The organism is Nocardiopsis valliformis DSM 45023 (assembly GCF_000340985.1).
Taxonomy (GTDB): Bacteria; Actinomycetota; Actinomycetes; order Streptosporangiales; family Streptosporangiaceae; genus Nocardiopsis; species Nocardiopsis exhalans.
This window is the reverse complement of the sequence record NZ_ANAZ01000051.1, coordinates 25,651-38,163: the sequence shown is the minus strand read 5'-3', so window position 1 is coordinate 38,163 and position 12,513 is coordinate 25,651. Positions and strand designations below refer to the sequence as shown.

Sequence of the window (12,513 nt, the reverse complement as noted above, 5' to 3'; positions counted from 1 at the left end):
AGTTCTCCGGGGCGACGGTGGACTTTCTCGGCGCTCACTTCACCGGCAAGACGGTGCCCTTCCACGGAGCCCGGTTCACTAGTGGGAAGGCGGACTTCGAGAACACCTCAGGCACGTGCCCCAACGGGCTTTTGGAAGCAGTGGAGCGTGGAGAGCCCGAGGTGGTGGTGTTGCCTGAGCAGTGGCAGCGGGCTGCTGACGGTAGCGGTGAGAAGGAGGCCCCAGGGACATCTGCTAATGCGCCCGACCACTGACATCCTCATGACCGCACTCACTGTCATCTTCGCGACCGTCAACACCCAGCCCTCTGTCTGGGGCAGGTCGCGGTGCACCCTGCCCGCGTCCCCGGACGCGCGGGGGCCGGGGTGGTCAGCGGGCAGGGCACACCGCCTCGATACCGGGGCGAGCGTCTGCACGGGGGGCGCGGAAGGTGCGTTCGGCCAGGGCTCACTGAATAGTGCCTAGGTGTGATTCATCAGTGACGTAAAAGCAGGTGCAAGAGGTTGCGCTGTGGGCCTCGGAAAGGGTCAGGACGCAAGGGGCTGCGCTTCGGTGCGGAGAGAGGGGACGTCGTGCAATGCCTTGCGCCTGGGTTTGGGGAAGCTCTGGAGACACCACCGCGTGCCGTTGGAGAAGGCGAGGAGCTCGGAACAGCCCTGACCTGCAAAAACACCCAGAGCGCGATTGTCCTGGGAAACTCGGCGATCTGCCGCTTGCTCTAAACCAGGGGATTGTCTGGGTGAACCGGAGGTTCGTGCGACGCCTCGCACGCGTATCACTCCTGGTAGAGGCCCTGTCAGGGCCCTGGAACCACGACAGGCCAATTGGCAGTCGCATACGCGTACCGCCGCGTATCAGAATATGAACTGATCTAGTGGGTTATCGACCGATATCGCAATGGCTCCAGCACGGCATCACCGCCGTTCTCGGGCTGGGCACGGTAGATTCTCAGCAGCACCTTCCAGGATTCGGGGCCACCCCGATTCCCCTTTAAGCCCGGATGGGCCGCCCGGCCCATTCGCCCCGAGGAAAGGAAGGTGCGTCCATGAGGTGGATTCGTAGGAGGAAGCCACCATCTGAGGAGACGCCAGCGCGCTGGCCCGAGTGGCTGACCAAGCTGCTGGTCTCGCTGGCCCAGACGGCGCTGGCGATCTTCAGGTTCGTGCTGTGGCTCATCCGGCACATCATGGGGGGCGGCCCCGGAGACCCGATGTAGGTGTAGAACACCGCATCCCCAGGACCGCGGAGAGGGGGCTCGTTCGCGCCTGCAAAAACGATGAACGGGCCCTCTTCTTTTGCCAGCACTGTCCGATATGTCAGTCAGTTTGCTGGTTTGCCTGCCAAGACTACCGTTTTTCCCCGAATGAAGCAGAGGGCTTGTGATATCCCACAAACGGTCGCCGCCCGAACAGGCTCCACTACCTAAAGTAGTCGAACATCATCTTTGCGTGACTACTTTTGGGCATGAAAAAGCCCCCGCCGGGGAACCGGCGGGGGCAAAGGGTTCAGGCGTCGGGGTCTTCGGGCCGGTCCGGTGCCTGCTGCATGGCGACCCACTCGGCCGCCATCCGGCGCGCTTCCTCGAGCGAGACGCGCGGCTTGGGCTTGGCTGCCGAAGGGATGGCCAGGCGGGCCCGCGGGGGCCGGTACTCCCGCCGAGCGCGCTCCAGCTCGTGCCTCAGGCGCCTCACCTCCGGACAGAACGGGCGCCGACGCAGCCCCACCGCGAGCAAGCGGCGGCGCACCCGCCCCACCGAAGGGGTCTCGGGGGTGGTCATGGGTGAGGGCTCCTTCGTGGGTAGGTGGGACTCTCTTCGTGCTGGGGCCAGGGCAGCGCCAGGCCGTCACCGCTCCTGCGGGGCACGATGTGCCAGTGAAGGTGCGGGACGGTGGCCGACGCCGCCGGTCCCACGTTCGCGATGAGGTTGGCCTGCCAGCGGGCTTCGGCGACCAGGGCGGCCGCGTAGGAGGCCACGCGGCCGCTCAGGTGCGGGTCGCAGGCAGCGGTGGCCACGTGCCGCACCGGGATGACCAGCAGGTGCCCTTCGGTGACCGGGTTGAGCGGGTGAAGCGCGAGGGCGTCCGGCCAGCGCCGCACGATGCGGGCCGGGGCCCGGCCGGCGGCGATCTCGCAGAACGGGCAGGGCAGGCTCACCGGACGACCACCGGGCGGGTCAGGTGGCGGGTGTCGAGCTGGACGTCGACGTCCTCGCGCCCGTCCAGGCGCTCGCACACAGCGCGAGCCACCGTTGGTGCTCGATGGCGGCCGCCCGCACAGCCCACCGCGATGACCACGTCGGCCCGGGCCGGGCCGGAGGCCATCGCCAGGGCGGTGGCGGTGAGCGCCTCGACCAGCGCGCCGATGCCCGGGGTGGCCAGGACGTGCTCGCGCACCCGGGGGTTGGAGCTGGTGAGCGCTCGCAGCTCGGGGGACACGTGCGGGTCGCGAAAGTGGGTGCGCAGGTCGATGACCAGGTGCGCCTCCGGTGGGGCGCTGTGCAGGAACCCGAAGCTGATGATCTTGATCAGGGGCGGAAGCGGCTGGTGCTGCATGCGGATCTCCTCGAAGAACACGGCGGCCGCCCCGGTTCGGGGGCGGCCGCGAGGGTGGGTCGGCTCGTGGGGGCGGGGGTCAGCCCTGCCAGTAGGTGTCCGGGGCGGTGGCGTACAGCCGCGCCACGGCCGCGCGTTCGTCGGACCGGGCGCGGATGTCGCCGGTGCGCACCAGGTGTTCGACCCACACCGCCTCCAGAGCCCGGTGCGGAAGGTCCCGGGCGGCCAGGCCGTCGACGGCGTGGTTGATGGTGATGTCGGCGAGCTCCTGGAGCTCGCGGTCGTTGACCCACACCGCGCCGGTGGTCTCCTCGAGGTCGGGGGCCAGGGTGCCGGTGACGGTGGCGTCGTAGATCCACCACCGGTGCCCCAGGAGAGGGAAGGCCGGTCGGGAGGCGCACAGGTTGGGCAGGTGCACCTGGTGCAGGAGACGGTGACTGCTCACCTGTAGGCCGGTCTCCTCAGCCATCTCGGCCAACAGCGCCGAAGCAGCGTCTTCGTGGGCGTCGGCCACGTGTCCGGCGACGGGGGCGTGGCCGTTGGGCCACCAGGCCCGGCCGATGAGCAGGTAGGTCCACCCAGCGGGCGTGCGTCGGCGTACCCGGGCGCCGACCGAGGTTCCGCAGCACCGAGTCGTGGTCGTCGTGGTGTTCGTGGTCATGGGGCTCCTGTCCTGGGAAGAGCGGCGGCCGCCCCTGGTGTGGGGGCGGCCGCGGTGCGGGTTCGAGGGTCAGCGGTGCTGGGAGGGCGGGGTGGCGGCCAGGGCCCGGATCGCGTCCAGGTCGCCGCCGGGCAGGTCGACGTGGCCCAGCTCGGCCAGCCACTGGCACCAGACCGGCTCCAGACCGGGCTGGACGGAGAACTCCTTGGCGGTGAGCATCCCGGCGGCGTGGTCGGCGGTGCGCTCGGCCAGGTGCTGGATCTCTCCCAGGTCCCACCAGCCCACGGCGGCGACCTCGCGCACCGAGGCGTCGACCTGGCCGGTGACGGTGGCCTCGAACAACTTCCAGGTGTGGCCGTCGGAGCCGGTGCGGCGGCAGCGGCCGGGGTGGAACCCGCCAACCGCCGACTCGGTGAGGCCGACCACGGTCAGGCCGATCTCCTCGGCCACTTCGGCGTGGGCGGCCGCCCGGTAGGAGGCGTGCTCGTCCAGGGCGTGCCCGGCGACCGGAGCGATCCCGGCCGGAAGGGTGCCCCGCTCGATCATGAGCAGCTCGCGGCGGTCAGCGGACCAGATGATGACGCCGACACTCGTCTTGCAGCAGGACTTGCTGGACATACTGGGGGTGCTCCCTTGTCGGAGTAGGTGCGGCCCGTCCCCGGTGTTCCTTGGGCAAGGAGGGGGCGGGCCGCTGCTTTTCGTCACCCACACTCCGGGTGACGTTGACCGGTCGGTCTCCCTGCTGGCCCCGCCAGGTGCGCGGGGCCAGCAGGGGCACTGGCCGGTCAGTCGAGGTTCGGCACACTCACCGGGGTCGTGGTCCCGGCGTGGCCGTACACCCCGCTGCCGGGCCGGGTCCGCCCGTCGGGGAAGGTGTAGCCCTCCAGCAGGGACCGGGCCAGGGGGTCCTCGATCGACCCGAGCGCCAGGTACTGGCCCAGCAGCGCCTGGCGCACGGCGGTACCTGCCAGGCAGCGCGATTCCAGCGTGGTGGCGCGCACCACCACCGAGGCCTGGGCCCGGTGGGCGCCTGCCAGCAGGCGCTGCCATCCGCCCGGGTCGGCGGTCAGCGCCTGGTTTCCGTCCACGAGCAGCACCAGGTGCGGCTCGCCCGCCCCGTCGGCGGTTTCGGCCCAGCGCAGGCCCTCGGTCAGGTCCTGGGGGGTGGTCCACCACTGGCTGGGCCAAGTGCGGTTCCACCAGCCGGGGTCGGCCAGGCCGTGATGGGGGTCCACGGCCAGCGGGTAGAGGTCGGCGGCCGCGGCGGCCCGGCACAGCTGTTGCAGGGCGGTGGTGCCGCCGGATCCGGCTGGCCCCACGATGACGCCGTGACGGGGCCGGCCGTTCTCGTCACTCAGGTGCCAGTGGACGGTTTCGCCGTCGGGGCCAGCGCCCAGCGGCAGGGTGAGCGTGCTCAAAGGGGTCTCCTTTTAGAGGGGGGTGTGCAGTGTGCAGTGCACGGGCCCCCGCCCGGGCCGGTGTGGCCTCGGGCGGGGGCCCGTCCAGGTCAGGGCGGTGCACAAGGTGCTTGTGCACCGCCGTTGTGCAGAGTGGTGTCAGGCCGCGCGGGGCGGGGCCAGGCCCAGGACGCCGCGGTCGGTCTCCACGATCAGGCCGCGCTCGATGAGCGCGTCGCGGGCGTTGTAGACCCCGCGTCGGGAGCGGCCCACCACCGTGATGACCTCGCTGGTGCGGGTGATGCCATCGCGCACCGCCTCCAGCACCGCGGCCTGGACCGGGGTGAGCCCGGAGACGTCGACCAGTTCCTCGTCGTCGTCGGCCTCCACGGCGACCAGGTCGGCCAGCGAGGGCACGACCGCCAGGGTGGGGACGTCGAAGGCGGCCGCCGCGGTGGGTGCTGCCGGGGTGGCGGCGGGGCCGTCGCCGAACAGGAACTCGGTGATGTCGACGTCGCCGCGTTTGAACGCCGCGATCTCGGCCGCCACGGAGGCGGCCTTGGCTTCGGCGGTGATCTCGTGCCGCCTGCGGTAGGCGTCGGTCTGGTACATGTCGATGACGGTGGCCGAATCCTCCTCCAAGGGGCGGACGGGGTAGCGGGCCAGGTCGGTGCGGAAGTCCTCCTGGTAGGCGGCGCGGAAGGTGGCCGCGCGGCTGTGCTTGGCGCCCGAGGCGTCGGTGGTCTCCAGCGAGTAGGCGTAGCCGCCGTTGTCGGGCAGCTCGGCCGGGTTCGCCGAGAAGTTCGGCAAGATCCCCGCCGAGATCCTGTTCGTGGAGAACATGACCACGCCGTTGCCGCGCAGCAGCGAGGAGCGCAACGGCCCGCTGTTGCCGAAGGCCTTCAGGGTGGTGTCCTGGGAGGCGCAGATCAGCGCGACCCCGACCTTGCGCCCGGTGCGGCCGATCAGCTCGGCCAGGGCCGCGTTGGTCATCCCGGCGAACCCGGGCGCGTTCTTCTCGCGCACGTAGTCGGTGAGCACCAGGTGGGACTCGTCGATGATCAGCACCAGCCCGGGCCGCTGCTCAGTGGGGGTGAACCCCTTGGCCTGGGCGGCCTTGTTCTGCATCTGGCGCATCTTCATCACCGCGCACGCCGCCTCCAGGGCCTGGCGGGCCTTGGCGGGGCTCTCGGAGCAGTCCCAGTCGGCGTTGGCGCCCACCAGCGGAGAGCTGGCGCCCTCCTGGCCGTCCAGGTACCAGTACGCGGTGGTGCCGCTGGCCAACAGGCCGAGCGCGATGAGGTTGAGCAGCTCAGACTTGCCGGATCCGGTGTCACCGAAGATGTAGCCGCCGTAGAGGCTGTTGGGGCGGTAGACCTTCCAGGTCTTGACCCCCACCCCGTCGGCGTAGGGGCCCAGCGTGATGTCGCCCGCCCCGGCGTCCCACAGCGGCTGTTCGGCCACCACCGGGCCCTTCTCGTTGTGGGTGACGGGCACCCCGTCGCTGACCGGCGAGTCGATGGTGACCCGCAGCACCGCCCGAGTCGGGCGGCCCGAGGGGTGGCGCTCCAGGCTGATCATCGGCGCGTCCACGTCGATGGCCGTGCTGATCGCGGTCTGCTTGGACCGGAGTTCGGCCAGCCCGCCGCCGCCCGCGCGCAGGTGGACGGTCCACTGGTGGCCGTGCTTGGTGCGCTCGTAGTCGGCCAGCGAGGTGCCCACCAGCGGCTTGCCCTGGGCGGACAGGTTCTCCTCCCAGGCCGCTTGAATGTGGTGCACTTCCTCGGCCTCGACCACCGCCGCTTCCAGGGCGGGGGCCTGCTCGGCCGGGTAGCCGATCCGGTGGATGCGCCACCAGTGCGCCGACAGCGCCAAAAACATCGCCAGCCCGGAGGTGGCCAGGGCGTGCGGGGCGGTGAACCCCACCAGCAGGGAAGCGGTCAGCCAGCACCAGGCCGCGGACCCGAGCAGGACCATGCGCAGCGGGTGGGCGCGCAACCACTCCCCCGCCTCACGCCACCAGGACCCCTCCTTGCGGGAGCGCACCAGGGCCAGCACCCCGGCGATGAGCGCGCCGGTTCCGGCCGCGCACGCCCACTCGCTCACCGCCAGGTTCGCGGCCTGCTGGATGAGCGCGGTGGCCACCAGGGCGGAGGCCACCACCCAGGGCTGGTACTGGAGCCGCAGCCGGGCGCGCAGCGCGTCGGCCTCCACGGCGCGCAGCCGCGCGGCGAACCCCTCACCGTTCTTGGCGGCGCACTCGGGCTCGGCCTCGGTCGGGGTGACCTTGTTCAGGGCCTGGGCCAAGGTGGCCTCGAAGTCGGCGCGCAGCGCCTTTTCCATCTCGGTCTCGACGGCCTTCTTACGGGTCTTCTTCGTGGCGGTCTGGGCCATCGGAACTCCTCCTCCTGGGCGCTCTCGCCGGGCTCAGGACACCCACGACCCGCGGGTCGTGTGGGTGTCCTCAACCCCCGAGATCAGTAACGGAAAGTGATCGGGTGGGGTGTTGTGCACTCGTGCACTCGAAACCGGCCCCACCCCCGTCTGAGGGCCGGATCGGGGCCGAAAATCGGGACGTATCGGACAGTGCACCGGGGTTGTGCACTCCCCTGGGGGTGGTTGTGCAGTCGGCTTGTGCACCGACTGCACAACACACACAGTGAGAATCCGGGGGTCCGGGCGACCCCGCTGCTGGGGCCGCCCGGACGGCGCGATCAGCGCCCGGAGTTGGTGGCGACGTAGTCCTTGTCGCCCGCATCCGGGTTGGCGTCGTACTGCTCCTGCACGCCCTTCATCCGCTCCAGGTCGGCCTGGAGCGCCTCGGCGGTGGTCTTGACCGCGTCCATGGCCTCCATCAGCTGCTGGGTGCGCCCGACCACGGACGCGCCGACTCGGCCGTTCTCCATCGCGGCCACCACGGTCTCGGTGGTGGACACGTTGGCGTTGGAGGTGGCCACCACGCCCTGGGCGAAGGCGATGGCGCCGTCCAGACCGATGGCCTCAGTGGTGTTGTCGCTCATGTCGTTGCTCTCCTCGTTGGTGAAGTTCGGCATGGGAGCCGGTTCGGTGGTGGTGTCGGTCTCGGAGGCCGGGGTGGCCTCCAGCTCGGGGGTGACGATCTCGGCGTCGGGGATGTCCTCCTCCTCGACCGGATCCGGGTCGGGGACGGGGGTGGCGGTGGTGGTGGGCCGGGCCGCCTCACGCTCGGCCCGCTCAGCCCGCTCCTGGGCCCGACGGGCGGCCTCCGCGGCTTGGCGGGCCTGGCGTTCGGCCCGCTCGGCTCGTTCCTGGGCCTGGCGGGCCCGCTCCCGTTCCCGGGCCAACTCCTCGGAGTCAGCGGCCTGCCGTCGTGCCTGCTCAGCCCACCGGCGGGCGTCCTCTTGGGCCTGGCGGCGCACCCGCTCGGCCTCGGCCTGGGCGCGCTGAGCCTCCTGGCGGGCGCGGGCCGCCTCCTCATGGGCCCGCGCGGCCTCCTGGCGCTCGCGCTCACGGCGGCGCTGCTCCCAACGCTCGGCCGCCTCGTCCTCGACCCCGTCCCACCAGGCCCACCTTTGGCGGGCCCGAACCCGCTTCTTGGCGACCTTGTCGGGCCAGCGCTCCCGGTGGCGCTCGGCTGCCGCGTTCCAGGAATCGGCCCAGATCAGCCGCGCCCACCCCCGAAAACCCTCGGTGGGGGCCACATCGCGGCGGGCGGCCTTGGCCTCCCGGGCGCGGATGCGCGCCATCCGCCGCTCGTGCCCGGGCGGGGTAGTGCCCTTCCAGGCGTGCGTGACGGCCTCCACGGACTTGCCGAGCACGATGGTGAACACGGTCCAGGCGAAGAACAGCTCGAACACCGCTGCTCACCGCCCGCCCATGGAGGCCAGGGCGTCATCCACGCCCTCCCCCAGACCGCCGAGCAGGTCCAGCGGGACCAGGAAGGGGCCAGCGGCCAGCAGGAACAGCACCGGGGCCAAGAAGCCCACGAAGATGTTCCACTTCTTGATCCCCTTCTCCTTGAAATCGAAGAAGACGATCACCGCGAAGACGCTGGCCAGCACCATGTTGACGGCCACCCACGAGGCGACCTGGTCCAACTGGGACAGCAGCGGGCCGCCGAACTGGGCGATGGGGTAGGCCACAGAGAATCCGGCCACCACGGCGCAGCCGAGCATGAACCGGTTGAACCTCTTCTTGATCCACATGCCGATCGTGATCCCGAGCGCGATCGCGCCCAGGACGCTGAAGGTCGCCCACATGGCAAAGCTCCAATCTTCTCGTTGAAAAAGTCGTGTGTGTGCAGGTCAGGTGGACATCAGGCCCAGCGCGGACCAGGTCGCGGTGATGGGCCAGGCCGGGATGCGGATGAGCACGCCCAGCACCTCGGGCACGTAGGGGATCTGGTAGGCCAGCGAGATCAGCACCAGCGCGACCATCCACCGGGCGGGCCGCTCGCCCACCCACTCGATGGCGTAGGCCGCCACGCTGGTGGGGAAGGACACCGCCCAGAACGCGGCCTGGGCCGCGGTGCGGTGCCAGCCCTTCTTGGGGCCCCACAGGCCTTCGCGGGCGTAGGCCAGCTGCTTTTTGAGGCTGGGCCGGTCCTGGGACCAGATCTCGGGCGGCACCCACGTCTGGCGCGCCCAGGTGCCCAGGCGCTCACCCAGGCCAGGGCCCACCCGGACGGGCTCGACGTCGTAGGGGTCCACGGTGAACTCCCCCTCCCGGCCGGGCCCTGGCTCCGGGGCGGCTGCCTGCGGGGCCGGGGCCGCCTCGGGCGGCGGCTCGACCGCGCTGGCCTGCGCCGGAACAGCCGCCTCGGTTTCGGGCGGGGGGTTGGGCACCCCCCACAGGGAGGGGGCCTGGGACGGATCACGGCTCATGGTCGACCTCCAGGTCGTCGAAGTCGTCGAACAACGCGGGCTGCTCAGGTGCGGTGGGGTGGTGCTCGGCCAGGTGTTCGGCCGCCTGTTCCTCAGCCATCGGCCGGGTACGCAGGACGTAGCCGGCCCACCCGCAGGTGCACACCGGCCAGTGCAGGACCCACTCGGGGACCGGCTGCGGCCGGATCTCGATGTGGTGGCCCATCAGGCGGCCACCGCCAGGGCGTGCTCGAACCCCTCGGGGGCCTCGATCTGCTCGCACCCGAACGGGGGCGGGCACTGGCGGCCGTTGCTGGTGGGCAGGTAGACGTCCCACACCCGCTCGCACCGGGTGCAGGTGTGCCGGGCCAGGTGCGCGCGGGCCAGGGCGCGTTCCTGGGCCGGGGTCAGGGGGCGGACCGGGCGGGCCAGACTGCGGTGGTAGAGGTGCGCGGTGCGGACCCCGTTCCGGTTCCCGGCCCGGCTGGACCGCCACATGAGCTGGGCGGCCACCTCCAGGCCCGCGATGGACAGGCCCTCCGCCCGCAGCTGGGCTTTGGTGCGCAGATCCGCGTTGAAGAGCGCCGACCAGCCCCACGGGAACGTGGGGATGCCGTATTTGGCGCCGGTCGGGTCGAGGAAGCGGACGTTGGAGGTGGCCACAGGGTTCTCCTTCCTGGTCAATGAGGGGGAAGGGCCGCCACAGCACTGCTGTGACGGCCCGGTTGGCCCCGGCCGGTGGGCGGGGCGCGGGGAGCGTGGGATCGGCGGTGGATCGGTTCCTCCTTCGCTAGTGAGGGGGTGTGTGATCGAAGAAGCACCGTGGGCCGGTTCGCATGGCACCGGTTCACCCCGAAAGGGGTGTCGCCGGTTCACGCGGGCGCCGCCCCGGCACCCGCAGGGTCAGTACGGGTGCCGGGAAGCGGGGTCAGTCGATGAGTCCCAGGGCGCGCAGGTGGCGCCCGGCGGTGCGGTCGGAGACCTTGGCCTGGGCCGCCACGGCCGCGATGCTGGGCTCGGCACCCCCCTGCCGGAACAGGTGCCGGTAGGCCTGCGCGATGGCCGCACGGTTGGCCTCGGCCTCGGCCACCGAGCGGTGCGCCGGGCTGGTCGGCACCGTGCCCGGCACCCCCGGCATCGGCTGGTCAACACCGGTGTGCGGGGCCTGGGCGGTGCGCATCATCGCGCCGAACCCGGCACCGCTGCCGGTGAAGATGCCGGGGGTGCCGGGGGTGCCGCCTCCGCTCAACGCGGAGGCGTCGTTGGGCACCCCGCCGGTCAGGGTCGGCACCTCGGTCACCGAGTAGACCGGGGAGGCCAGCCGGATGCGGTTGGCCATCTCGATCCGGCGCACCTCGATGTCGGCAGCGCCCTCGTCCACCGCCATCTGCTGCTCGGCCTGGCGGCGGATGTCGGCCAGCGCCCGCTCCTGGTCGGCACGGGCCCGGGCCGCGTCCAACTCCAGCTCGGCCGCGCTCTTGGCGCTGACGAAGACGGCCTCCCTGCGCAGGCGGGCCAGCTCCTTCTCCTGCTCCTCGGTCAACTCCTGCGACAGCTCCTGGTCCCGGCGCTGCTGCTCCTGGGCCAGGCGGCGCTCCTCCTCGGCCTTACGGCGGGCGGTCTCAGCCCGCTCCCGCTCGGCCTCGGCCTGGGCTGCCAGACGGGCGCGGGTGGCCGCGGCCCGCAGCCGGGTCTGCCAGTGCCACCCGGCCTTGGCGGCCAGCGGCAACACCGCCAGCACCGCCAGGGCCAGCACGGTCAGCAGACCGTGCACGGTGATGATCACGGCGGCCACGGCGGCCAGGACCCACCCGGTCACGGTCAGCCCGCGGCTCAGGTGCCCGGTGCGCCCGGCCTGCTGCCACTCGGTGGCCAGGATGTAGAGCCAGACCAGCTCCACACCGGCCCCGGCCGCGAGCGCGACCAGGTCCGGGGCGGCGGGGGTGGCCATGTCGAACACCGACCAGGTCGTGAACACGACGCTGGCCAGCGTCACCAGCGAAGCGATGACGGTGGTCGGGTTGATCTGGGCGGGCCGGGCCACCACAGGGGCCTGGTCCTCGGCGACCGCCGGTGCGGGCTCCGCAGCAGGCGCGGGGGCCGGCGCGGCCTCGATCGGCGGTTCGGGGTTGGCGGTCTTCTTCCACATCAGCTTCATCGCTCAGCCCTCCTCGGGGCGCGTCGGGAGCATCGGGCAGGTCGGGGCAGGGGGTGCTCGGCGTAGAGGACGGTGGGGCCGCCGGTGGCGGCCAGCAGCAGCACGGGCAGCGCCACCACGGCGATCACGGCGGCGACGATGATCAGGACACTCACGGGCCTCACGCCCGGTTGGGGCAGTAGCCGCACACCCAGCCCCCGGCCACGACGCACCAGATCATCTGGTGGCCGCACGCGCAGGTCTGGCTCGGGCAGCTCAGGTGGCGTATCCAGGCGCTCATGCCGCCCTCACTCCCAGCTCGTGCTCGTCGGTGGGCCAGGCCCCGTCCGTGGCCACCGGCACCAGCGCCAGGACCTGCTCGTGCAGGGCCTCCTCACCGACCGGGGCGTCAAGGAACAGCTCGTCGATGCGGTGCACCTCGCGGCGGCCGGTGGGGGTCTCGGCCAGCGGGGTGAGCCGGGAGTCGTCGATGACGGTCTGCTCCAGGAGCAGCGCGGCCTCGGACGGGTCCTCCCACCCGTCCTCGGCCAGCGCGTCCGCAACGTCCCAGGAGGGGTGCTCGAACGGGTCGGCGCTGGCCTGCTCGCCGCCCTCGGCGTCCCAGAACCTGGGGGAGTGCGCGGCGATCGCGAGCGCATCCTCCACGGCGTCCAGCGGGTCGTAGTAGGTAGAGTCGATGTCGTCGTACATCTGCGGTTCCTCCTGCTGGGAGTGGGTGTGGGTGTGCGAGAGCCCGCCCGGGGCCGGAATCCCTGGGCGGGCTCATCTGGTGTGCGGGGTCTGGTCAGAGCGATCCGATGTCGGCGCCCAGCTCCTCGGTCAGGGCCAGGCCGCCCTCCTCCTCGTCGATGCTGACGTGGTCCAGGTCGTAGCCGTAGAAGTCGTCTTCGTCCACGGGTTCTC

General features: G+C 71.6%; 16 protein-coding genes and 1 pseudogene. 2 read left to right on the top strand and 15 right to left on the bottom strand.

Features of this window, described 5'->3' with window-relative positions; all coding sequences use genetic code 11:
* Both D457_RS36815 and D457_RS36315 read left to right on the top strand, forming a co-directional pair.
* Positions 1-254 (top strand): annotated as a pseudogene (locus D457_RS36815) (pentapeptide repeat-containing protein); the annotation flags it as partial.
* A gap of 791 nt (positions 255-1,045) precedes the next feature.
* Complete coding sequence (locus D457_RS36315; RefSeq protein ID WP_017584323.1) at positions 1,046-1,216, top strand: hypothetical protein; 171 nt, start codon at positions 1,046-1,048, stop codon at positions 1,214-1,216.
* A 289-nt stretch (positions 1,217-1,505) separates the two neighbouring features.
* Here D457_RS36315 and D457_RS0129790 read toward each other — a convergent pair whose 3' ends face one another.
* The 15 genes from D457_RS0129790 to D457_RS0129720 form a co-directional block, all read right to left on the bottom strand.
* Entirely contained in the window at positions 1,506-1,778 is a 273-nt protein-coding gene (locus tag D457_RS0129790; RefSeq protein WP_017584322.1) for a hypothetical protein, read from the bottom strand.
* On the bottom strand, positions 1,775-2,155 hold the full coding sequence (locus D457_RS0129785) for an HIT family protein (RefSeq protein ID WP_017584321.1): 381 nt from the start codon (positions 2,153-2,155) through the stop codon (positions 1,775-1,777). Before D457_RS0129785 ends, D457_RS0129790 begins: the two co-directional genes overlap by 4 nt.
* A complete protein-coding gene (locus tag D457_RS0129780) occupies positions 2,152-2,553 on the bottom strand; it encodes a RapZ C-terminal domain-containing protein (protein WP_039832044.1) in 402 nt (133 codons plus the stop codon). Before D457_RS0129780 ends, D457_RS0129785 begins: the two co-directional genes overlap by 4 nt.
* Positions 2,554-2,632: 79 nt before the next feature.
* Positions 2,633-3,214: an NUDIX hydrolase gene (locus D457_RS0129775; RefSeq protein ID WP_017584319.1), complete on the bottom strand. Its 582-nt coding sequence runs from the start codon at positions 3,212-3,214 to the stop codon at positions 2,633-2,635.
* Positions 3,215-3,283: 69 nt separating this feature from the next.
* Complete coding sequence (locus D457_RS36310; RefSeq protein ID WP_017584318.1) at positions 3,284-3,832, bottom strand: NUDIX domain-containing protein; 549 nt, start codon at positions 3,830-3,832, stop codon at positions 3,284-3,286.
* Between the two features lie 167 nt (positions 3,833-3,999).
* Positions 4,000-4,632 (bottom strand): DnaA/Hda family protein, encoded by a 633-nt coding sequence (locus D457_RS36305; RefSeq protein ID WP_017584317.1) that lies wholly within the window; start codon positions 4,630-4,632, stop codon positions 4,000-4,002.
* Between the two features lie 138 nt (positions 4,633-4,770).
* The gene (locus D457_RS0129760; protein ID WP_017584316.1) at positions 4,771-7,005 is read right to left on the bottom strand and encodes a hypothetical protein; all 2,235 of its coding nucleotides are present in this window, start codon (positions 7,003-7,005) and stop codon (positions 4,771-4,773) included.
* Positions 7,006-7,325: 320 nt separating this feature from the next.
* Positions 7,326-8,447, bottom strand: coding sequence for a hypothetical protein (locus D457_RS34325; RefSeq protein WP_026117162.1), 1,122 nt, complete (start codon positions 8,445-8,447; stop codon positions 7,326-7,328).
* A gap of 6 nt (positions 8,448-8,453) precedes the next feature.
* Positions 8,454-8,849 carry a hypothetical protein gene (locus tag D457_RS0129750; protein WP_017584315.1) on the bottom strand — a complete coding sequence of 132 codons (396 nt, stop codon included), beginning with the start codon at positions 8,847-8,849 and terminating at the stop codon, positions 8,454-8,456.
* Between the two features lie 45 nt (positions 8,850-8,894).
* Positions 8,895-9,473 (bottom strand): hypothetical protein, encoded by a 579-nt coding sequence (locus D457_RS0129745; protein WP_017584314.1) that lies wholly within the window; start codon positions 9,471-9,473, stop codon positions 8,895-8,897.
* A complete protein-coding gene (locus tag D457_RS0129740; RefSeq protein ID WP_017584313.1) occupies positions 9,463-9,678 on the bottom strand; it encodes a hypothetical protein in 216 nt (71 codons plus the stop codon). Before D457_RS0129740 ends, D457_RS0129745 begins: the two co-directional genes overlap by 11 nt.
* Positions 9,678-10,115, bottom strand: coding sequence for an RRQRL motif-containing zinc-binding protein (locus D457_RS33745; protein ID WP_017584312.1), 438 nt, complete (start codon positions 10,113-10,115; stop codon positions 9,678-9,680). The genes D457_RS0129740 and D457_RS33745 overlap by 1 nt, the downstream gene beginning before the upstream one ends.
* Positions 10,116-10,380: 265 nt before the next feature.
* Positions 10,381-11,610 (bottom strand): hypothetical protein, encoded by a 1,230-nt coding sequence (locus D457_RS0129730; RefSeq protein WP_026117161.1) that lies wholly within the window; start codon positions 11,608-11,610, stop codon positions 10,381-10,383.
* Positions 11,607-11,765, bottom strand: coding sequence for a hypothetical protein (locus D457_RS36575; RefSeq protein WP_017584311.1), 159 nt, complete (start codon positions 11,763-11,765; stop codon positions 11,607-11,609). Before D457_RS36575 ends, D457_RS0129730 begins: the two co-directional genes overlap by 4 nt.
* Before the next feature lie 121 nt (positions 11,766-11,886).
* Positions 11,887-12,300, bottom strand: coding sequence for a hypothetical protein (locus D457_RS0129720; RefSeq protein ID WP_017584310.1), 414 nt, complete (start codon positions 12,298-12,300; stop codon positions 11,887-11,889).
* Positions 12,301-12,513 lie beyond the last annotated feature (213 nt).